This is a genomic window from Pigmentiphaga sp. GD03639 (assembly GCF_029845405.1).
Taxonomy (GTDB): Bacteria; Pseudomonadota; Gammaproteobacteria; order Burkholderiales; family Burkholderiaceae_B; genus Pigmentiphaga; species Pigmentiphaga daeguensis.
The window spans coordinates 1-21,254 of the sequence record NZ_JAOCLR010000027.1; the positions used below are offsets into that span (position 1 = coordinate 1).

The 21,254-nt window shown below is 69.9% G+C and carries 20 protein-coding genes; 8 read left to right on the forward strand and 12 right to left on the reverse strand.

The features are described 5' to 3' along the window. The 3 genes from N5K27_RS22660 to recR form a co-directional block, all read left to right on the forward strand. Window positions 1–670 (forward strand): DNA polymerase III subunit gamma/tau C-terminal domain-containing protein (locus N5K27_RS22660; protein WP_279819125.1); only part of this gene is annotated, 670 nt, incomplete at its 5' end. Continuing rightward, complete coding sequence (locus N5K27_RS22665; protein WP_087839737.1) at window positions 667–993, forward strand: YbaB/EbfC family nucleoid-associated protein; 327 nt, start codon at window positions 667–669, stop codon at window positions 991–993. The genes N5K27_RS22660 and N5K27_RS22665, both read left to right, overlap by 4 nt. An 11-nt stretch (window positions 994–1,004) precedes the next feature. Beyond that, window positions 1,005–1,616, forward strand: coding sequence for a recombination mediator RecR (gene recR / locus N5K27_RS22670; RefSeq protein WP_087839736.1), 612 nt, complete (start codon window positions 1,005–1,007; stop codon window positions 1,614–1,616). 19 nt (window positions 1,617–1,635) lie between these two features. Here the strand turns inward: recR and N5K27_RS22675 are convergent, their stop codons facing one another. The 3 genes from N5K27_RS22675 to N5K27_RS22685 are packed head-to-tail and all read right to left on the reverse strand — an operon-like array spanning window position 1,636 to window position 4,052. Beyond that, the gene (locus N5K27_RS22675; RefSeq protein WP_087839735.1) at window positions 1,636–1,848 is read right to left on the reverse strand and encodes a SlyX family protein; all 213 of its coding nucleotides are present in this window, start codon (window positions 1,846–1,848) and stop codon (window positions 1,636–1,638) included. A gap of 11 nt (window positions 1,849–1,859) precedes the next feature. Continuing rightward, on the reverse strand, window positions 1,860–3,251 hold the full coding sequence (locus N5K27_RS22680) for an undecaprenyl-phosphate glucose phosphotransferase (protein ID WP_279819130.1): 1,392 nt from the start codon (window positions 3,249–3,251) through the stop codon (window positions 1,860–1,862). A 12-nt stretch (window positions 3,252–3,263) separates the two neighbouring features. Continuing rightward, window positions 3,264–4,052, reverse strand: coding sequence for a WecB/TagA/CpsF family glycosyltransferase (locus N5K27_RS22685; RefSeq protein ID WP_087839734.1), 789 nt, complete (start codon window positions 4,050–4,052; stop codon window positions 3,264–3,266). 214 nt (window positions 4,053–4,266) lie between these two features. Here N5K27_RS22685 and N5K27_RS22690 point away from each other — a divergent pair, with 214 nt between their 5' ends. From N5K27_RS22690 to N5K27_RS22710, 5 genes are read left to right on the forward strand one after another with little or no spacing between them, the layout of a single operon-like run. After that, window positions 4,267–5,148 (forward strand): SLBB domain-containing protein, encoded by an 882-nt coding sequence (locus tag N5K27_RS22690; protein ID WP_132979357.1) that lies wholly within the window; start codon window positions 4,267–4,269, stop codon window positions 5,146–5,148. Window positions 5,149–5,159: 11 nt separating this feature from the next. Beyond that, window positions 5,160–6,638, forward strand: a complete 1,479-nt coding sequence (locus N5K27_RS22695) for a hypothetical protein (protein ID WP_087839732.1) — start codon at window positions 5,160–5,162, stop codon at window positions 6,636–6,638. Between the two features lie 25 nt (window positions 6,639–6,663). Continuing rightward, window positions 6,664–8,349, forward strand: coding sequence for a GMC family oxidoreductase (locus N5K27_RS22700; protein WP_132979356.1), 1,686 nt, complete (start codon window positions 6,664–6,666; stop codon window positions 8,347–8,349). Continuing rightward, window positions 8,346–9,314, forward strand: coding sequence for an NAD-dependent epimerase/dehydratase family protein (locus N5K27_RS22705; RefSeq protein WP_279819135.1), 969 nt, complete (start codon window positions 8,346–8,348; stop codon window positions 9,312–9,314). Before N5K27_RS22700 ends, N5K27_RS22705 begins: the two co-directional genes overlap by 4 nt. 1 nt (window position 9,315) lies before the next feature. Further along, window positions 9,316–10,329, forward strand: a complete 1,014-nt coding sequence (locus N5K27_RS22710; protein ID WP_087839729.1) for a capsular biosynthesis protein — start codon at window positions 9,316–9,318, stop codon at window positions 10,327–10,329. Here N5K27_RS22710 and N5K27_RS22715 read toward each other — a convergent pair. Genes N5K27_RS22715 through N5K27_RS22755 form a run of 9 tightly spaced genes read right to left on the reverse strand, consistent with a single transcriptional unit; the run spans window position 10,316 to window position 21,254 of the window. Then, on the reverse strand, window positions 10,316–11,356 hold the full coding sequence (locus N5K27_RS22715) for an acyltransferase (protein ID WP_279819138.1): 1,041 nt from the start codon (window positions 11,354–11,356) through the stop codon (window positions 10,316–10,318). The two genes, N5K27_RS22710 and N5K27_RS22715, sit on opposite strands and share 14 nt — an antisense overlap. A 2-nt stretch (window positions 11,357–11,358) precedes the next feature. Beyond that, window positions 11,359–12,432, reverse strand: coding sequence for an acyltransferase family protein (locus N5K27_RS22720; protein WP_279819140.1), 1,074 nt, complete (start codon window positions 12,430–12,432; stop codon window positions 11,359–11,361). After that, complete coding sequence (locus tag N5K27_RS22725; RefSeq protein WP_243724437.1) at window positions 12,425–13,192, reverse strand: polysaccharide deacetylase family protein; 768 nt, start codon at window positions 13,190–13,192, stop codon at window positions 12,425–12,427. Before N5K27_RS22725 ends, N5K27_RS22720 begins: the two co-directional genes overlap by 8 nt. After that, window positions 13,189–14,475: a capsular biosynthesis protein gene (locus N5K27_RS22730; protein WP_176400774.1), complete on the reverse strand. Its 1,287-nt coding sequence runs from the start codon at window positions 14,473–14,475 to the stop codon at window positions 13,189–13,191. Before N5K27_RS22730 ends, N5K27_RS22725 begins: the two co-directional genes overlap by 4 nt. After that, a complete protein-coding gene (locus tag N5K27_RS22735) occupies window positions 14,472–15,653 on the reverse strand; it encodes a glycosyltransferase (RefSeq protein WP_279819148.1) in 1,182 nt (393 codons plus the stop codon). The genes N5K27_RS22730 and N5K27_RS22735 overlap by 4 nt, the downstream gene beginning before the upstream one ends. A 10-nt stretch (window positions 15,654–15,663) precedes the next feature. Continuing rightward, complete coding sequence (locus N5K27_RS22740; RefSeq protein ID WP_279819151.1) at window positions 15,664–16,587, reverse strand: glycosyltransferase family 2 protein; 924 nt, start codon at window positions 16,585–16,587, stop codon at window positions 15,664–15,666. After that, window positions 16,580–17,623: an acyltransferase gene (locus N5K27_RS22745; protein ID WP_279819154.1), complete on the reverse strand. Its 1,044-nt coding sequence runs from the start codon at window positions 17,621–17,623 to the stop codon at window positions 16,580–16,582. Before N5K27_RS22745 ends, N5K27_RS22740 begins: the two co-directional genes overlap by 8 nt. After that, window positions 17,620–19,962 carry a beta-galactosidase gene (locus N5K27_RS22750; protein ID WP_279819156.1) on the reverse strand — a complete coding sequence of 781 codons (2,343 nt, stop codon included), beginning with the start codon at window positions 19,960–19,962 and terminating at the stop codon, window positions 17,620–17,622. Before N5K27_RS22750 ends, N5K27_RS22745 begins: the two co-directional genes overlap by 4 nt. Then, window positions 19,956–21,254: an O-antigen ligase family protein gene (locus N5K27_RS22755; RefSeq protein ID WP_087839723.1), complete on the reverse strand. Its 1,299-nt coding sequence runs from the start codon at window positions 21,252–21,254 to the stop codon at window positions 19,956–19,958. The genes N5K27_RS22750 and N5K27_RS22755 overlap by 7 nt, the downstream gene beginning before the upstream one ends.

A 21,254-nucleotide genomic window follows, 5' to 3' on the forward strand; every position in this document is an offset into this window, starting at 1 on the left:
CAACAAGCGTGCGCCGGCCTCGGCGCCTGCCCGGCCGGCCGGCAATACGGCGCGGACCGCGCCGGCGGCTGCTCCGGCCTCGCCCCCGGAAGGGGCGGGGGCCGACGAAGACGGGCCGCCTGCCTGGCACTCGGAGATCGAGGCCGGGCTGCAGGAAGAGGCGCCGCCGGTGGAGCGGGAAGCTCCCGCCGCGCCGGTTCCCACCGTGGCCCGGGCCGAGCCCCCGCGCGGCGAAGACGCCGCGGGCGCGGCCGGCGGCCCGATTGCATTGAACGAGCCGTGGCCCGTGCTGGCGGCTCGGCTGCCCATCAAGGGCATCGCCGCCCAGCTCGCGCAGCAAAGCGAGTGGGTGGGCGTCGAAGGCGGCACCGTCGTGTTGAAGGTCGCGACCCGCGGGTTGGCCGAAGGCGCGGGGGTCGAACGCCTACGCACAGTGCTCGAGCAGCATTTCGGCTTGCCCGTGCGGCTGCGCTTCGAGATCGGCCAGACCGGCGACGCCACCGCGTTCGCGGTGGCCGAGTCCGAGCGCCAGGCGCGCCAGGCCGAGGCCGAGCGCGCGATCATGGCCGATCCCTTCGTACGCGAATTGCTCGACAGTTTCGGCGGCCAGATCGTACCCGACTCGATCCGCCCGGTATCTTCCGAATCCAAACAAGGAACCCAGCCATGATGAAAGGACAGCTTGCCGGTCTGATGCGCCAGGCGCAGCAGATGCAGGAAAACATGAAGAAGGCCCAGGAAGCGCTGGCCGACATGCTCGTCGAGGGCGCCTCGGGCGGCGGCCTGGTCAAGGTGACCATGTCCTGCCGCAACGACGTCAAGCGCGTCGCCATCGATCCCAGCCTGCTGGCCGACGACAAGGACATGCTGGAGGACCTCGTGGCCGCCGCGTTCAACGACGCGCTGCGCAAGGCCGAGGCCACGAGCCAGGAAAAGATGTCCGCGCTGACCGCCGGCCTGCCCCTGCCTCCGGGCATGAAGCTGCCCTTTTAAGCGGGACGGGAATGGCAGGCGATCGATTCGTCGGGCCGGCGCCGTTGTCGGTGCTGGTCGATGCCCTCAAGCGCCTGCCGGGAGTGGGCGCCAAGTCGGCGCAGCGCATGGCCTACCACCTGCTGCAGCACGACCCGCACGGCGCCCGCATGCTGGGCCAGGCCCTGGGCGACGCCGTCGACCGGCTGCGCCATTGCGCGCGCTGCAATACCTTCACCGAATCCGAGATCTGCGAGACCTGCGCCAGTCCCCGCCGCGATGCCAGCCTGTTGTGCGTGGTCGAGACGCCGGCCGACCAGAACATGATCGAGGCCAGCCACAGCTACAACGGGCTGTATTTCGTCCTGATGGGCAGGCTGTCCCCGCTCGAGGGCGTGGGGCCGCACGAGATCGGCTTCGACCGCCTGCTCGAGCGCGCCGCCGACGGCCAGGTCAAGGAGGTCATCCTGGCCACCAATTTCACGACCGAAGGCGAGACCACCGCCCACTATCTTGCCGAGCTGCTGCGCGCGCAAGGGCTGGGCGTGACCCGGCTGGCGCGCGGGGTGCCCGCCGGCAGCGAGCTGGAATACGTCGATGCCGGCACCATTGCCTGGGCCCTGATGGACCGCCGCGCGCCATAGGCGCGCTTTTCCGTTCCTTTCAGTAGTGCGGAGGGATTTCGTCGCGCAGCGAGGCCGGCGCGGCCGGCCCCTGCGCGCTCTGTTCCCGGACCCTGGCCAGCTCGCGCGCCAGCGCATCGATCTGCTGCTGCTGCCGGAAGACGAGTTCGTTCAACTGCTCCACCAGGTCTTCCATGAAGGCGAGCTTGATCTCGACTTCCATCAGTCGCTGGGTGGCGGGGGTATCGGGCATGGAGGCTGTCGTCAGTAGGCCTTGCTGTCATGGACGACCAGGCGCAAGGTCATGAAAAGAATACGGATGTCCAGCCAGGGCGACCAGTGCTGGATGTAGTAGCGATCGTACTCCACCCGCTTCATCATCTTGTCCAGCGTGTCGGTCTCGCCGCGCAGGCCGTTGACCTGCGCCCAGCCGGTAATGCCCGGCTTGACGGTGTGGCGCAGCATGTAGCCGCGTATCTGCTGCCGGTAGAACTCGTTGTGTTCCGCGGCGTGCGGCCGCGGACCGACCAGGCTCATGCTGCCGTTGAAAACGTTGAACAACTGGGGCAGCTCGTCCAGCGACGTGCGGCGCAGGATCCTCCCCACGGGAGTGATGCGGGGATCGCCGCGCGTGGCCTGGCGGATCTTGCCCGGATCGGGCTGGTGGGTGTACATGGACCGGAACTTCATGACCTGGATCGGCTCGCCGGCCAGGCCGTAGCGCGTCTGGCGGAACAGCACGGGGCCGGGTGAACTCAGCCGCACGAGGGCCGCGATCACCAGCATGGGGATGCCCGCCGCGAGCAGCATCAGGCTGGCGAACAGCAGGTCCATGCTGCGCTTGATGCCTCGCGCGATGCCCAGGATCTGGGTGTCGTGCAGGCGCAGCAGCGGCACGCCGGCCATGTTGCTGACGCTGACCTCGAAGTCGCCCAGCGCGGGAGATTCCGGGACCAGATAGATGGCCGACGTCGAGTCGCCCAGCTGGTTCAGGATGGGCTGCGCGTACGGGGTCTTCATCAGCGTCATGCTGATGAAGGCGACGTTGGATTTCTGTTCCTTCAGGTGTTCGACGGCCTGGGGCAGGTCGCCCAGGTAGGGAAGCGACTCCAGCGGCTCGGGCCGCTCTGTGTCGTCGAAGTATCCATCCACCAGGATGCCCATGGCCGGCGAGCGGCGCAGCCGGATCGCCAGGGTCTGGGCCTGGAAGCCGGGCATGATGAAGATGGCGCGGCGCACGTACTGGCTCGCGCCGTAGAGGTGCTGCGCGCTGAGCCGCATCAGCGCCAGGCCCGGCAGCAGCGCCACCGGGGTCAGGAAGGCCCAGGCCTGCAGGATTTCCCGGCCCAGGTTGCGGTGCTCGATGGGCAGCAGGATGAAGGCGAGCAGCGTCACCATGACCACCTGCGACCAGGTCAGGATGGCGCGCCACAGCATGAAGGCCATGGTGCGGGTGCTGAGCAGTTGCTCGAAGCGGTAGTAGGCGATGCCGGTGGCCACCGCGATGACGAGCAGCAGCGGCCCGTCCTCGTTCGAGGGCTGGCGCCCGAAATAGAGGCTGGTGGCGGCATGGCAGAGCAGCGCGATCGCGGCTGCTCCGATGGCGGCCATGCTGTAGAACATGCGCTGGTGGGAGGGAAGGCGGCTGGTGGCCATGGGGGTTTCCTGTCAGCGTCCGCGAACGCCGGAGCGATATTCCCGCCAGCAGATGGCGAAGAACCGGGGGTCTTCCTTCAGATAGCGTCGCCACAGCCGTCCGGGATTGCTAAGCAGCCGCCAAAGCCATTCCATGCCCATCCGCTGGACCAACCGGGGCGCGCGCCGCTGCAGGCCGATGGCGAACTCCATGGCGGCGCCCACGCACAGCACCAGTCCGTGAGGCAGGGTGGCGGCATAGCGGCCGGCCCAGATTTCCTGCTTGGGCATGCCCAGGCAGACGAAGACGAGGTCGGGCGCCAGGGCGCGGATGCGGTCCGCGGCTTCGCGGCCTTCGTCGCCCAGCGGGTCGAACCGCATCGACGGCGTCATCACCGTGACGTCGATGCCGGGGTAGGTGGCCGCGAACCGGCTTTCCAGCATGGGACCGTCCCCCGGCATGCCGCCCAGTATCGCGATCTTCCAGCCATGGGCGACCGCCTGCCGGCAGAGCGCCACGAACAGGTCCGAGCCCGTCACGCGCTCGGGCAGCGGCCGGCCCAGCAGTCGGCTGGCCCAGACGATGGGCATGCCGTCGGCGAACAGGTAGTCGGCCTGGCGGTAGATGGGCTGGAGATCGGGTTGCTTGTCCAGGCGCACCACGTGATCGACGTTGGGAGTCGACACGATGCCCGCCGGTCCGCGCCGGCTGGCGACGGCGTCGGTCAGGATCGCCACGGCCTCGGAAAACGACGCCGCGATGATGTCCAGGTCGAAAAGCCGCATCCGGACGATATCGGGCTGGGCAGGGTGTGTAGGCATGTCGATGTAAGGACGGGAGGTAAGCGCCGGGCTGAAGGGATGCGGGGAGAATGCTACAAAAAATTGCCGGCGTTATTTCCCGGCTTGGAGTTGTTTGCTGTTCCTTTGCCGCGCTGTTCTGCGAGAATGTCGCACCTGCGGTCCGTCCCTTATCCCCCCTCTATAATCGGCATGATGATTTTAGCGGGCGTTTCGCGACTTCAATGGAGTAGTTTTGAGGCAATTTCGTACATGTCTGCCCAAGGTGCTGGGTGCGCTGATGGCTTGGCTGGCGCTTGGCGCCGCCTACGCTGCCGATGAGATGCCTCATCCCGGACGCCTGGCGCCCGCGACCATCGTTCCCTCCGAGGTCGAGGGGGGGGCCGTCGCCACGGTGGGGCCCGGCGACACGCTGTACCTGACCGTGTATGGCCAGCCCGAACTGGCCGCCCAGGTCACCATCGACGTCCAGGGACATATCGTGGTGCCTTTCCTGGGCGACATGGCCGTCGGGGGTGAGGCGCCCTCGGCCATCGCCAAACGGATCGCCGACGGACTGAGGCAGCGTGGATACCTGAACGATCCCCAGGTGGCCATCGAGGTGCTGCGGATCCGCAGCCGGATGGCTTCCATTCTCGGCAGCGTCGCCAAGCCCGGCCGCTATCCCATCGAAGGCAGCCTGACGCTGCTGGAGCTGCTGGCCCAGGCCGGCGGCCTGAAGGACAACGCCGACGACGTGGCGGTCGTCCTGCGCAAGGACAGCCAGGCCCAGGGCGGCCAGCGCCGCATGGAGTTGCTCATCGGCAACAAGAGCCTGCCCGAGCGCCCCGTCGAAGATCTGCCGTTGCAGGCCGGCGACGTCGTTTACGTGCCACAGGCCAAGGTTTTCTACATCTACGGCGAAGTCACGCGGGCGGGCGCCTATCCCATGGAGCGGGGCCTGAACGTGATGCGCGCGCTGTCGCTGGCCGGAGGGCTGACGCAGCGGGCCTCCGAACGGCGCATCAGCATCAGCCGCCCGGATCCCGGCACGGGCGAGCAACGCAAGCAGCGCGTCAACCTGGACGATCCGGTCGCTCCCGGCGACGTCATCTACGTCGACGAACGCTTCTTCTAGCCGGAGCGGGCTTGCGCGCGCACCAGCGTTCCTCTGTCTGGCAACCGGCAATACCGCTGGCGGCGGCCGCGCTGCTGTGCGCCGCCCGGCCCGTGGGAGCGGAGCAGCCCGACGCCGATGCGGTGATCGACGCGGTCATCGCCAAGACCGTGGGCGCCGTGGCGCCCAAGGCGGTCGAGCCGCCCGTCTTGGTGGCGGCGCCGGCGCCTTCCCGCGGCGTGGGCGCGGACGGCGGCCAGGCGCCCTTGACGCGGCGCGGCCTGGGGGCGGGGGCGCCGGTCTTCCCCGAAGGGATCGAATACTCGGTCCAGATCTCGCGCCTGATCCAGCAGGTCAGCAACCCCTATCGCCTGCCTGACACGGCGGGGGACAGGCGGCACGGCGACCTCGCCGTGGGCGATGAAGTGCGCGCGGCCGCGATCATCCCCCTGGCGTCCGAACGCACGCGGCTCCTGGCCTCGGCGGCCTTCGGCAACGTCGACTACCGGGACCAGGGGCAGCTCGACCACCATCCCCACGCGTTCAAGACCACCTTGCAGTGGCGCGCGGGGGACCTGCTCCAGGGCAGCGCCTCGGTTTCCGACCGGGTGCGGCTCAACCGCTACATGGCCAGCAGCTGGCCCGAGCGCGACCTGCTCAAGCAGCGGGTATTCAATGCCGACATCGGCCTGCGCGTGACCGAGTCGCTGACCCTGCCGATCCTGAGCGTGTCGCGCACGTCCTCGCGCAACGAGTTCGCGCTGAACCAGCAGCTGTACAACCGGGACGACAGCCAGGTGCAGATCGCCGCCCACCTCATGGGGCGGGACAATTCCTACGTGATGGCCGGGGTGTCGCGGGTGCGCAGCAGCTATCCCGACCGCACGCCGCTGCAGATACAGCAGCTGGACCGGGCCTACACCGACACCGAGTTCTTCCTGAACAGCATCTATCACTACAGTGCCAGGACCGCCCTCGAAGGCTACGCGGGCTGGCGCCAGCGCCGGTACGCGACGCTGACCGACCGCAACGTGGATTTCGTCACCGCCGAGCTGCGCGGCTACTGGGACTACTCGGCGAAGACCGCGTTCCACGTCCACCTGTGGCACCGGCCGTTCGGCAACGAGGAAGATCCCTCCACGCTGTACTCCACCCTGACCGGCGGCCGGGTGAGCATGCGCTGGCAGGCGGGCGAGAAGACCTGGTTGTCGCTGAACGTCGTGCGCGAGCGGCAGAAGAACTATCGCATCGGCGCGGGCGGCACGTCCGAGACCATGAGCTGGCGCGTGGGGCCGCGCCTGGAATGGCAGGTGAACCCGCGGGTCCTGCTGACCCTGGACGGCTGGCGCGAGCGCGTCAGCGGGGCGGGGTATCCGGGCTACGGCGGCACGGTGGTCCGCGCCGGCATCACCCTGATGTACGACAATGGCTCGCCGCGTCCGTCGCGCCTGTACATGCGCGAGGAGTGCGACGCGCCTCGCTATCTGGATACCCGGCTGTGCGACCAATGACGATTTCCTTTCCCTGAGGCCCTCCATGTTGCTCGACGCCAACGCGCTGCCGCAGGACGCCCGGCTGCACGCGGACATCTGTATCGTGGGGGCCGGCGCGGCCGGCATCGCCATGGCCCTGACGCTGGCCGGATCCGGCCTGGACGTGATCGTGCTGGAGGCGGGGGGGCAGGAGCCCGAACCGCGTACGCAGGCCCTGTACGAGGGTACGGTCGAAGACGCCGCGCTGCACAGCCCGCTCGATCGCTATCGCCAGCGGCAACTGGGCGGCTCGACCACGATCTGGGGCGGGCGATGCATGCCCCTGGATCCCATCGACTTCGAGGCCCGGCCGTACATCGTCGGCAGCGGCTGGCCCATCGGCCCCGAGGACCTGGCTCCCTACTATCCCGCGGCCAACGCCTGGTGCGAGGCCGGCGACTATGCCTATACGATCGACGAAGCCTTCGCGGGACCGCGCAAGCCCATGCTGGAGGGCTTCGTCGAAACGCATTTTTCCACTCACACCCTGGAGCGGTTCAGCTGTCCCACGGATTTCGGCGGGCGCTACCTGCAGCGTTTGCGAACGGCGACGGACCTGCGCGTCATCCTGCACGCGAACGTGACCCGGCTGGAGATGGACGAGTCCGGCGAGGCGATCCGGCACGTGGAGGCCAGGGCGCTGGACGGCAAGGCATTCACCGTGGCGGCGGGCAGCGTGGTGCTGGCGGCCGGGGGGCTGGAAGTGGTCCGGCTGCTGCTGAACAGTCCCGGCCGCACGGGGCGCGGCGTGGGCAACGCGCACGACGTCGTGGGCCGCTACTACATGTGCCACCTGGCCGGCACCATAGGGAACATCGTGCTGGCGCCGCCCCGTCGGGCGTGGCACGGCTACGACGTCGCCGACGACGGCACGTATTGCCGGCGGCGGCTGGCCCTGCGGGCCGAGGTCCAGCGCGAGCAGGGCATCGGCAATTTCGTCGCCCGCCTGCATCACCCCAGGATCACCGATCCCGCGCACGGGACCGCCATCCTGTCGCTGCTGTTCCTGGCCCGGGCTTTCGTGCCCTACGAGTACGCCAGGCGCCTGCATGGCGACGAGCGGGTCACCGTGGGCGCCTGGCTGCGGCACGGCCTGAACGTGCTACGGGGCGTGCCGTCGGTGGCGGGGTTCCTGTGGCATTGGCTGCGCGACAGGACCCTGGCCGCCCGCAAGTTCCCGTCCATCATCGTCTATCCCCGGTCCCAGCGCTACAGCCTGGATTTCCACGCCGAGCAGGAGCCCAATCCGGAAAGCAGGGTGACGCTGGGCACGTCCGTCGACGAACTCGGCATGCGGCGGCTGCACGTCGACTGGCGCTACACGCGCCAGGACGTGGCGACGGTGCAGAAGTCCCTGGCCTTGCTGGCGGCCGACATCCGCGACTCGGGCATAGGTGAATTCGATTACGATCCCGGCGAGGTCGAGCGGGAGATGACGCGCTACGGCGCCTATGGCGGCCACCACATCGGCACGGCGCGCATGGGCGACGATCCTCGCACCAGCGTGGTCGACAGGAACTGCCGCGTCCACGAAGTACGGAACCTGTACGTGGCCGGAGCGGCGGTATTCCCGACGTCCAGCCAGGCCAACCCCACCCTGACCCTCGTCGCGCTGGCGCTGCGCCTGGCGCGGCACCTGCAGGCAAGGCATGCCGGCGGCGAGCCGGCCGACCCTGGGAGTCCCGCATGAAGACCCGTGTCCTGATCCTGGGCGCCACCGGCTACGTCGGCCGCCGGCTTGCCGCCGCGCTGCATGCCTCCGATTGGGCCGAGCCGGTGGCCGCGACGCGCCGCAAGCCGGCCTCGGGCGACATCGAGACGGTTTTCTGCGAAGCCACGGACACCGGGTCGCTGACCCAGGCGGCGGCCGGCGTGGATGCCGTGGTCAACTGCGTGGCAGGCAGCGCCGACGCCATGGTGGCCACGGCCCGCGCGCTGGCCGAGGTACAGGCGTCGCGCTCGCGGCCGCTGCGCATCGTGCATTTCAGTTCGATGGCGGTCTATGGCGACGCCGTCGGCAGGGTGGACGAGGATCATCCGTTCGCCAGCCTGCCGGACCAGTCCTATGGCGGCGCCAAGATCCGGGCGGAGGCGCTGCTGGCCGGCGTGCCCCAGGTCGGCATCCTGCGGCCCGGCTGCATCTACGGCGCGGGTAGTCCGCAATGGACCGAGCGCATCGTGCGCCTGTTGCGTGCCCGCCGCCTGGGCGATCTCGGGCCGGCCGGCGACGGATGCAGCAACCTCGTCCACGTCGACGACGTTGTGGCCGCGACCGCCTCGATGCTGCGGCGGGGCGCGGAGGGGCCGTTCAACCTCGCGATGGCGCAAGCCCCCAGCTGGAACGTCTATTTCATGCGCCTGGCGCGTGCCATGGGCGCCGTGCCCGTGCGGCGCATTCCCGCGCGGCGGCTCAAGCTGGAGGGCAAGCTGCTGGCGCCGCCCTTGAAGATACTGGAGATCGCCGGCGGCAAGGCCGGCCTGCGCGGGCTGCCGCCCGTGATCTCGCCCGCGCTGCTGCGGTTGTGGCAGCAGGACATCCGCCTGGACGCGCGGCGCGCGGAACAGGTGCTCGGCATGCAATGGACTACCCTTGAGGCCGGCCTGGCGGAATCCCTGGCGAGCCGGCCCGGGCAAACGGAAGAAGCGAGGAACTGACGTGGCCTATCCCTACCGCGTGGCGGTCCAGATCAGCATGTACCCGATGGACGTGCGCCATGCCCGGCACCTGCTGGCCCACCAACTGCGGGTGTGGGGGCCGATGGTCGACCGCTTCGTCGTCAGCATCGACGTCCACCGCAGCCGCGCGGGACGATATCGCGGCGCCGGCTTCGATGAGAACCTGGCGGCCCTGCGTGCCATCGTCGACGAACTGCGGGCCCGGGATCCGCGCGTATCCTGGCACGAGGTCGACTATCGCCCCGCAACCCGCCGGGAAGTGGCCCACACCTACTTCGGCCGGGACGACATTCCGGTCAAGGCCTGGGACGGCGGACCGTTCTATGCCTATTTCCATGGCCTGCTGGAGGCGCGGGCGCGGTACGTGGTCCATTTCGACGGCGACATGCTGTTCGGCGGGGCCAGCCGGCAGTGGGTCGAGGAAGCGGTGCGCCTGCTCGACGGGGATGCCGACGTGCTGCTCGCGGGTCCGCTGCCGGGGCCGCCCCGGGAGGATGGGCGGATCTTCGGCCATGGGGAAGGCGCAGAACGCCTGGACCGGCCCGAGCTGGGCCTGGCCTACCGGTTCCAGCATGCCAGTACCCGAGTGTTCGTGATGGACCAGCAGAAGCTGCGCGACAAGGTGGGCGTCCTGCCGTTGACGCCGCCGGTACTGGCGAACCGGATCAAATCGCATCTGCTGGGCAACCCGCCCATCGCGCGCGAGGCCGAGGTCATCCTGGGCGAAGTGCTGCGCGAACACGGCCTGTACCGGGTGGACTTCCTGGGGACGGCGCCGGGCATGTGGTCGCTGCACCCTCCGTATCGCAGCGACGAGTTCTATCGCCGGCTGCCGGAGCTGATCGCGGCGGTGGAATCGGGCGACGTGCCCGAGGCGCAGCGCGGCGACTACGACATGAATGACAGCATGATCGACTGGAGCGCGCAGCGCCAGGCCAACCGTCGTTCGCGCCGCCTGTGGCGGCTGCTGAAAGACCGCCTCAACCTGTCGTAGCGCGGACTGCCGGCAGTCGCCGGCGCGTGAGCCGCTGTCCCAGCGGCCGTTCGACCAGCCGGTGGCAGGCGAGCCCGGCCAGGGTGGAGACGGCGATCGCGACCAGGCAGAAAGCCGCCATGCCCGCCGTCGTGCCGCCCAGGCCTGCCTTGCGCCAGGCTTGCGACAGCGCGGACAGCACCAGCGGATGGATCAGGTACAGCGAATACGAGGCATCGCCCACGCGATGCAGGAGCGGCCACCCCGGGGTGGCGCCCGCGCGCTCGATCGCCAGGGCGCCGGCCACGATCAGGATCGAGGGCAGCCCCGCCTGCAGCAGGCGCGACGTACCGGCGGGCCAGGCACCCGATCCGGCCAGGAGCGCGAGGCCGGCCAGCATCAGCAGCCACCCCGCCGCGCTGCGCGCCGGCCATCGGCCGCCGGCATAGGCCTGGCCCAGCACCATGCCGGCCAGGAACTCCAGCATGATGTCCGACGTATAGAAGCCCGCCGCGGGCGAGGACGGCCGCAGCCACCAGCCCACCGCCGCGAGCGCCGCCAGCACGAGGCCCGTGGCGGCCAGCCGGCGCCGTTCGGGCAGCAGCAGGGCGAGTCCGAACAGGAGATAGAAGAACATCTCGTAGTTCAGCGTCCACCCCGGGACCAGCACGGGTTCCACATGGCCAGCCGGGGATGGCCAGGCGATGAAGGCATACGAGGCCAGCACGTGGGGCAGGTCGAAGCGCGCGGTCTGCAGCAGGTGGGGCGCCGCCAGCATGATCGCCACGACGAAGGAGGTGATCAGCCAGTACAGCGGCACGATGCGGACGATGCGCCGGCGGTAGAAGTCCATGGGCGTGACCGCGCGGCCGGCCGTCGTGGTCCACATGATGAAGCCGCTGATCACGAAGAAGATGTCCACGCCGTTGGACAGCCAGTCGGGCCAGGTGCCCTCGTAGCCCATGCGGGCCAGTTGCGGATGCAGGTGGAAGACGACGACCATCAGCGCCGCGATCGCCCGCAAGTGCTGGATGGAGCGGATTTCCATGTTCAGTTCCTTTGCGCGTCCGGCCCGGCGGTGCGCGGGGCGGGCAGCAGCAGGGCGCGCAGCGGGGCGATGCGGCCCGCCGCGGCGAAAAACAGGGTCGGGACCGCCAGGCCGGCCAGCCAGGCCAGCAGGGCCGCGCCCGGGGTGCCCAGCGATGGATGAAGCGCTTGCCAGGCGGCGGCCTGCACGGGCTGATGGAAGATCAGGATGAACAGCGAAGCCTTGCCCAGGTAGCCGAGCATCGGACCCAGCCCGGGCGCCCGGGCCAGGGCGCGAGCCGCGGCCAGCGTGCCGGCGATGCCGACCAGGGCCGCCACCGTGGACAGCAGCGGATCGTCGTAGCGCCGCAGGTTCAGGTCGAGCGAGGCGGGCACCAGGACATGCCAGGCCAGGAACATGGCGGGGGCTGCCCAGCACGCGATGCGCACCCACCGGCCGGTGTCGGCCAGCACGTAGACGCGCAAGGCGTAGCCCAGCAACATGAAGAAGCAGCCTATGGGCACCAGGTCGACGCTGAAGGGCAGGCCGCGCACGACGATCTCCTGGCCGAACAACGATACCGGCAGGTCCCAGGCCAGGGGGACGGCCAGCGCACCGCCCCAGGCCAGCGCCAGCAGCAGCGCCGTGCGCACCGCCGCGTGCCCGGTCACCGCACGCCGCTGGATCAGCCAGTAGGCCGCCAGCATGACCAGCCACGTGTACGGCAGGAACCACATCGGGATCCAGGTCAGCGTCTCGCCGTTGCCGTAGAGCATGGCGGCGGCGCGGTCGGCGAAGCGCTGGCCGCGCAGCGCCACCGCCGCCACGGCCAGCGCCAGCAGCACCGTGAAATACGGCTTGAGCAGGGCCTGGGCCCGGCCCGCCGCGAACGTCGCCCACGAGCGCCCCGGGCGCAGCAGGACACCCGACAGGAACAGGAAGATGGGCAGGTGGAACGAGGTGATGACATCGAGCAACCGGGGGCGCGAGTCGAACAGCCACCAGCCGTGGCCCAGGACCACTAGCGCGATGCCTATCCCCTTGGCGACGTCGATGTGCGCGTGGCGCGGTGCCGGAAGCACGGTCGGGTCAGCCATGCGCACGTGTCCTTGCCTGCTTGAACCGTTGCCAGCCCGCCCGCCAGTCTTCGTAGGGCGTCAGCATCTGCGCCAGGAAGGCCGCTACGCCGGCCGTGCCGTCCACCGTGATCCGGGGCAGTTGCCAGGCGTCGCCTCCCGGCCGCGCGCGCCCGCGCCGGATGGTGGTCGCATTGCGATAGCCGGCCTCGCGCGCCAGGTCGACGTGGCGCTCGTCGTAGCGCCCATAGGGGAAGCAGAAGGCATCGACGGCCTGACCCGTCAGGGCCTGCAGCCGCTGGCGGGATCCGGCGATCTGCGCGCGCGCCTGCTCCGGCTCCTGCCGGGTCAGGTCCACGTGGTCGGTCGTATGCGAGCCGATCTCCTGGCCCGCCTCGATCCATTGCCGCAGCTCGTCGGCCGACATCAGCGGGACCTGCCGGATGCCGTGCGCGGCATCCCAGTCGTTGGTCCCGCCCACGCGGCTGGCCACCACGTAGTTGGTCGCGGTGAACCCGGCTTCGCGCAGCACGGGCAGCGCGTGGCGCAGCACGTTCAGATAGCCGTCGTCGAAGGTGATCCCGAATACCCGGCCCAGTCGTTCGCCCGACAGGTAGGGCTGCAAGTCCCGCATCGACAGGCCGCGATAGCCCAGGCGCCGCATCCAGCGCATCTGCGCGGCGAAGGCGCCGGGCGTGACCGTAAGATGCCGGAAGGGCGTGCCCGCCGGCGGCATCGCGTCGATCTGGTGGTACATCAGGATGGGGATGGCCCGGTTCACGGCAGGACCTCCTTCGTGCCGGCCACGGGTTCGGCGCGGCGCATCTCGGCGCGCGTGCAGGCCAGGACGGCGGCGATATAGAACAGCTCGCCGCACAGCACGCCGAAGGGGGCGCCGGTGGCGCCCCAGCGCAGCATCGCCGCATGGCAGATCGCCAGCGACAGCAGTGCCGATCCCAGCGTGATGGCGGTCAGCGTGCGCAGCCGCTGCCGCAGCAGCAACAGGAGCATCAGCGGGTCCCGCAGCGACATGACCAGGAACACGGCGGCCCAGAGCTGGAACAGCACGTCGCGCTGCGCGAAATCCTTGCGCATCAGATCGATGAAGATCCAGTCGCGCAGCAGCCAGGCGGTGCCCAGGTAGACCAGCGTCATCGCCCCCAGGATGGCGGAGAACAGCGCGAGGCGGCGGAAGGTCGCGCGTGGCCCGAGCTGGTGCAGCCAGCCCGAGGCGACGGGCGTCAATTGCTTCTGCACGCCGGCCGTAACCAGGTTCACTGGCATCATGACGAGCCGGGACGCGGCCAGCGCGGCCACGGCCGCCAGGTCCAGCGTGGCCGCGGCCAGGAAGCTGTAGCCCTGGTTGAACAGCCAATAGATGACGCCGCCCGAGGCCGCCCAGAATCCGACGCGGGCGATCTCGCGCATGCGGCCCGGGGGGGCGTCGGCATCCATGTCCTGGCGCAGCGCGCGGCGCAGCAACCGGCCGCACGCCAGCGCGGACAGCGCGGCGCCGCCCAGCGCGATCGTCGCGGCGATGGGCTGGTGCATGGCCAGCAGTCCTGCCGCGATCAGGCCTACCACATAGACCGTATCGGCGGCCAGGACCGCGTGCGGCCGCTGGTAGACGAGCAGGATGCCGCGGAAATATTCCCGGTAGGTCGCGGCGGCCAGCAGGGCGACCGCCGCGATGCAGACGGGCAGGGCGTCGGGCTGCAGCGCGCCCGTCGCCCACGCCAGTGCGATGGCGGCCAGCGCCACGGCGCTGCCGGCCGCGGTCCAGCGCCGCTGGTCCCGCCACAGGCCGCCTATCCATGACCGGCGCGCATCGGCGTCCAGGCCGGGCAGGCGTATCACCAGTGGCGTCGAGATGAACGTGCCTTGCAGCGTGGTGGCCAGCATCATGCCGTTGAAGGCCAGCACGTAGTATCCGTATTGGGTTTCGCTGGCGTAGCGGATCAGGATCAGTCCGACCAGGAAATTGGCGCCGGACAGCAGTGCCTGGTCGACGATCGAACTGCCGAACAGCCGTACCAGCCGGGATGAGAACGGCGCGCCCGTCATTGCCCGTCGCGCCGGGTCTTGACCCAGCCCTGTTCCCCACGCCGGCGCAGCAGCGCATGGAGTTTCCACAACACGAAGAAAGGCGCCCGCGCCAGATCGAGCAGCGCCCGGGGGCCCAGCGGTCCCAGTTGCCAGCCGCGCAGGATGTGCGCGCCCAGGATGATGCCCATCAGGATCGCCCAGCCCACCCAGGCCCAAGCGGCCGGGGTGACCAGCGCGGCCAGCAGCGCGAGCGCGAGCAGGGCGCCGATTTCCAGCGCGACGTAGCCGATGGGCAGGGTCAGCAGGTCCAGCGCGAGGTCCAGGCAGATGCGGTCCGGCCGCGTCAGTCCGGCGCGCAGCAGCCTGCCGGTATAGATCCGGATGACCGCGAAGCGGCCGCCTTCCCAGCGCTGGCGTTGCGAGACGGAGGCCGATCCCGTGGCCACCAGTTCGGCATCGGCGTGGGCCTCGTCCACGTACCAGACGCGGATGCCTTCCAGGCCCAGGACGATGCCCTGTTCCAGGTCCTCGGTCAGCGAGACCGAGCGGAACGGATGGTCGCGCAGCAGTTCGTGGGTGAAGCCCATGCCGTTGCCGCGCAGGCCGCAGGAGACGCGCAGCCGTTCCCGGGCGCGGCCGCGGACCGCGTGGAAGGCGCCGTAGGCGATGGTGATGATGCGCGTGCGCCAGGAGTCGTCGGGATTCAGCACGCCGTAGTTGGCCTGCAGGGCCTGTGCCCCGCGTTCGATGCGGGCGGCGAAGGCCGACAGGAAGTTGGGCGAGACCACGGTATCGGCATCGACCACGGCGATGGCGTCCGCCCATTGTCCGGCGGCGCTGTGGGCGATGCCGTGGGCCAGCGCATAGCCCTTGCCGCGCAGCGTGTCGTCGCGGCGCTCGATCACCGTGGCGCCCGCGGCGGCGGCCAGCCGCGCGGTATCGTCGGAGCAGTTGTCGGCGATCACGACGACGCGCATGCGGTCGGCCGGCCAGTCGATCCGCAGCAGGCTGGCGACCGTGCGCTCGATCACGGCGGCCTCGTTGTGGGCGGGGACCAGGATGTCGAAACGCAGCGAGCGCGACGCCGGCTGCGGTATGGGCGCCCGCCACGACAGCAGCGTCATCAGGCCCAGGTAGAGGCAGGAAACGGTGGCGGGAACCGCCGCCAGGCAAAGAAGCAGATAGATCAGTCCCACGAATGGATCCTCAGGCATATTCGCGATAATGCCAGCCCGCGAGCACGGACAGTTTGCCGGCGTTGGCGCAGGCGCGTGCGAGCCAGTGCGCGCTGCGATGCATGCCGGCAGGCAGCGTGACCAGGGCGAGCAGCAGCGCGGCCAGCGCCTGCGCCAGCGCGCGGGCGAAGAACAGCAGCTTGTGCGCCGGCCCGAGGCCACCCAGCTTGCCTTCCAGGAAGTGGCGGGCGTAGTCCTGGCCCCCGCGCAAGGCGCGCGCCAGGATCCATTTCAGGCGCAGGCGGGACGGCACCACGTCCTCGGTGGCCACCGCCTCGTCGCACCAGACAATCCGCGCGCCCTGGCCCACCAGCCGCATCAGCAGATCGCCGTCCTCGCCGCCGGTGAGCCCGAACGAGGGGTCGAACGGCCCCGTCGCCTCCTGGCCGGCCAGCCACCGCGTGGCGATCAGGGCGTTGCCTATGCGCATGACGTTCAGCGGCACGACCGAGCCCGTCGCCATCCGGGGGCCGTCGTAGAACCCGCCACGCCGGATCCAGGCCGGTGCGTCCGTGGGTACGACCGGCACCACGGGGGCTAGCACGCCGTCGGCAGCATGGTCCCGGGCGGCGGCGTGCAGCGTCTGCAGCCACGTCGCACCCACGCGTTCATCGTCGTCGACGAAGGCCAGCCAGTCCGCGCGCGCATGGGCGACGCAGCGGTTGCGGGTCAGCGAGATGTTCTTTTCCGGTTGGACGTCGTAGACCAGGGGCGCCGGAAACGTCGCCCGGCGCGCTTCGACCACGGCCCGGGCGCTGCCGGCCGGATCGTTGTCCACCACGACCACCTGGACCGGCGCGAGCGTCTGCCCGGCAAGATCGCCCAGCAGCGCGTCCAGGCGTTCGGCGCGCCGGTAGGTGGCGATACAGACCGCGATGCGGGGCGGCTCATTCATGCTGGACTCCGGTGCGGCGGGCGGAGCCGCCGCGGACATAGGCCTTGCCCAGGAACAGCAGCCGGGTGATGCCCCAGCGGTCGAGCACGGTCTCCAGCAGGATCGGCAGCAGGATGCCGGAGGCCAGGCCGCAGGCGAACAGTACCACCGGTTCGTGCACGTTCAGGTGGGTGAGCAGGATGCGGCAGCCGGCGGTGCCGAACACATGGAACAGGTAGATGGAATAGGAGTAGCCGCCTATGCGCACCAGCGGTTTCCATTGCCAGGCGATCGCATACAGGAAGGCGATGCTGACGGCCGAGTACAACTGCCCCGACAGGGCGTCGGCCGACAGGTGCGGAACGTTCCAGCCGGCCAGGCTGGCCTGGTGCCAGACGAGGCAGACGAGCAGGGCGGCGGCCGCGCAGGGCAGCCAGTAGCGCGGCAGCGAGGCGGGCGCGTCCAGGCCCGGCGTGCGCCGCAGCGCGACGCCCAGCAGGAAGTAGGGCAGCAGGTAGAACGCGCCGTTGATCGAGAACGGATCAGCGGCGAACCGGATGTGCGGCAGAACCAGGAAGGCCAGCAGCGTGGCCGTCCAGAGCCAGCGGCGATTGCGGCCGGCCCCGGAGACGTCCAGGACGTAGATGATGATGAAGATCAGGAACAGCGCCTGGAGGAACCAGAAGTGGTCGTAGGCGTAGAACATGAACCGGAACCACGAGCCACCGTGTTCGACGTTGACTTCGCCGACATGGCGCTGCACGTACTGGTAGACCTGTCCCACCATCAGCAGCGGCAGCAGCAGCCGCCGCACCTTGCCGCGGAAGAAGGGCACGAAATCGCCGGCCTGGGCGGGCCGGCGCATGGCATAGACGTAGCCGGACAGGAAGGTGAACAGCGGCATGCGCAGGTACACCAGGCTGTCGGAGAACCACCGCAGCCACGCGTCATCCGGCAGGCGCAGGCCGCGTACGTCGTCGCCGATCACGTGGTAGGCGACCAGCAGGATGCAGGCCAGGCCGCGCAAGGTCTCGATGCGCAGATCGCGTGAGTTCATGGACGGGTCTCCTGTCCGGCGGTGCCACGGACGATCTCGAACCACGGGCTGGATTGCTCGGATACGGCGTACAGGCGCACGCGCACGGCCTGGTCTCCGGATGCCTCCGTGGGCAGGGGCGCCATGCGCCGCCCCGCGCCATCCAGTGGGTGAACGGCGACCGGGCGGCCCAGCGTGGCGATCTCGAGTTCCAGTGGATGGCGGGCAAGCCAGGTGGGGCCTGGAGTGGCGCGGGGCGCCGACGGGCCCGCCGCGCCCGCATCGGGTTCGAGTGTGATCCACCCCGGCTTGCCGGGATAAGGGATCACGCGCTTGGGACGCGCAGGCTGAGAGCCCGGCTGCCTGCCGGCGGTGGCGCTGCCCACGGTCAGCAGCATGTGGCCGGACTCGGCCAGGGCGCGTCCATCCAGGGGCGTCAGCAGCAGCGACAGGGGGGCCGCGGGACCGGTGGGCCGAATTGAATTGCCCGCCGCGGAAAGGCGGCCGGCCAGCGGGCCGAACACCCCCCACGCCTGGGGGGCATCGACGATGACGAGTCCTTGCGCCGGATCGTGGCGCACCTGTCCATCGGGCGTGGTCTGCCCAGGAGGCGGGGGAGGCGTCCAGGACGCATCGTCGGTGCCCGGCGCCTGGGCCAGCCGGAACGACCACGCGTGCGCGGGAACGACGGACAGCCGGCGCTCGACGCTGCGTTCGAGCGCGTCGGCCGCGGTCGACTGCGCGATGTCGAGCGCGGCGGATTCGGGCAGGGGAAGATCGAGGCTGCGCGCCAGGGGCCGCACATACGCCGAGCGGAACAGCAGGGCGCTTTGTCCGGCCAGGGCCAGCTTGCCCCAGTCCCCCGCCAGCGAGAAGCGCGTCGGCCCCTCCGGCGGCGGCCATTGGTCGGCGTAGTCGAAGAAGAACAGCCCGTCCCAGTCCTGCAGCGAAGCGAGGGTCGCCATGATGGGGAGTATCGCGGAGCCGCCGGGGTTGGGATAAGGCTGATTGTATTCGCTGACGACGAAGGGTTTGTTGGCGTCGCGCCGCAGCGACAGGGCCAGCAGGCGGGACAGCTCGGACGAGCCCGACGCGCTCGCGGCCGTCATGCGCCAGTCGTCCGCCCGGTCTTGCGCGCCGCCGGCGACAGGGTGGGCGACGTACACGTGCTCGTCCACGTAGTCCATGTCCCGCTGCGAGAAGAGATTCATGATGCCGCCGAACGCCATCTGCGTGCCGGTGACGGGCACGCGCGGATCGGTTTCCTCGTGCACTACGCGACGCAGCCGGGAAAAATAGGCCGCGTCGGTGTCGGCCAGGAATTGGACGAAATCGCGCTTCTTGCGAGGGGCTTCGACGCGTCCCGGCGCGCGGTCGACGCCCAGCCGCTGCAGCATCCGGTCCATGCGCTGGGCAGCGAGATCCAGCGGCCCATTGGGGCCGTCCTCATCCTCCGGCGCTGGCAGGGCGCCGGCCCAGGCGGCACCCGGGCAATGGATCCAGGCGCGGCACGCGTCCTCGATCGAGCCGTGGCGTTCCGCCAGCCATGCCTGCCAGCGGCGCTCCAGTTCGGGCGCGTAGTGGCGCTGCCTGGCCTCGGCCCAGGCGCCGCGCCGGGTCCACGACCACAGCAGCGAGGCCTCGTTGTTGATCTCCACCATGGCCAGGCCGGGATGGCCTTTCAGGCCCAGCCGCCGGATCAACTGGCGGGCGTAGGCCTCCTGGCGGTCGACCAGGGCGGAGGCATACACGTGCAGCGGCGAGGCGATCGAGGTCGAGTCCCGGCCGGCATCCAGGCGCGGCAGTCCATCCACGGCGGGCCGGAACCGGTAGCCTACGTGCAGGTTCAGGTTCACGTACAGTCCCTCGCGGGCCAGGGCGTCGATCAAAGCCCGCAGTCGCGCTATCGCCTCGGTGTGGAAGGTGGGGTAGGGACCGTCGGTCAGGATGCCGATGGGGGCTGCGCCGGGGCTGGACGGCAGCGAATCCAGATGGTGCAGGCGGACCGCGTTGAATCCCAGCTTGCGCAGCCGCCGCGCCAGCGCGGGGGCTTGGTCGGCGGGAGGAAAGTTGGCGCCGAAGCTCAGGTTGATGCCGAACAGGCGGACCCGGCGATCGTCCGCCGTTCCCGGGATGCCGTCGGCGCCGACGGCATAGAAGTGGCCTTGCCGGGCGACGATGCGGTCGGCGGGGGAAAGCGGGCGGTCGAGGGCGGACTGGTCGGGCGGCCCGCCCAGGCGATCCTCGTCGATTGCGTAGGGATACGGTGCCGGGGCCGCTTCCCGGGCCGCGATGGGGACCGGCGCGAGCGTGCACAGGCCGGCGGCGACCATCCAGGCCCCCAGGCGCGGCATCAGCATGGCGCGTCCCGGCGGGCAAGCCGCAGCCGGGCCGACACGGTGACGGACGAGAAGACCAACACCATGTTCTGCAGCGATACGTCGCGCAGGAACTGGCTTTCCGAAAAGTTGCTGATGACCATCAGCACCAGGATGGACAGATGCAGGGCCGCCTCGTCGCGATCGATGCGCATCAGCAGGAACAGCGACGCCAGGTGCCACAGCAGCAGCCCGATGAAAAGCACGAGGCCGACGATGCCCAGCTCGTTCAGCAAGTCGATGTAGCCGTTGTGTCCGTGCGACGGCATCCAGCCGAACTCGTCCGCGATGAACTGGGCCGGTCCGCCTTCCCCGATCCAGAAGGCGCCGTAGCCGATGCCGAAGGTCAGGTGCTGCCTGGCGGCGGCCAGCACCAGCCGCCAGATCTCGGTGCGGCCGGTCAGGTCGGGGCTTTTGTTGAGCAGCGTGGCGATCGGCGCGATCACGTCCTGCCAGGTGGGCAGGCGCCCGGTCGCGATGTAGAAGAGATAGGTCAGGGCCAGCAGCAGCGACAGCCCCACCAGCGAGGCGATCAGTCCCGCATGGCTGTTTCGTACCCATCGCTGGCGCAGCGCGAGATAGACGGCGATGCCGACCGCGGTCACGAGCATGGAGGTCGTGCTCTTGGACATGTACAGCACGAAGATGCTGAACAGCGTGGCCGCCGCCGTGCGGCCCAGGGGCAGGCGCCTTTCCATGCACTCGCGCAGCCACAGCATCACGCAGAGCCCGGCCACCGCGCCCAGCAGGTTCTTCTGCCACATGATGCCGCGCCAGGCGCCGTCCAGGAACAGATCGACGCCGATATGCGGCAGCGCCACGGCGACGAAGGCGGACACCGCGACCAGCGCCGACAACGTGCCCAGCAGGGCGTGGGAGAACTGGCGCGGTGTCGCGATCGGGGGCGAGATGACGATGCCCGTCAGCAGCAGTCCGCCCAGCAGCACGACGCGCTTGATGGTGACGTTCGGGGCCGGCGACCAGGCGATCGAGGCCGCGCAATAGATCAGCAGCAGGATCAGGAACGGGTTCATGCGCCGGAAGATGCCCAGCGCTTCCGCGGGATGGCGGTAGGCCAGCCAGCCGGCCGTGAGGAAAATGGTGCCGAACTGCACCTGCCTGAGCAGCGAGCCTTCCGCGATCTGGTGCCCCGCCTCGGGGCCGAGCTCGCCCATTTGGAACGTCGTCGGCACCAGCGAGCAGATGAAGCAGAGCGCGACCAGCGCGCCGATCAGGAAGTGATCGAGGCGCTGCGCCGGGGCCGGACCGTCCAA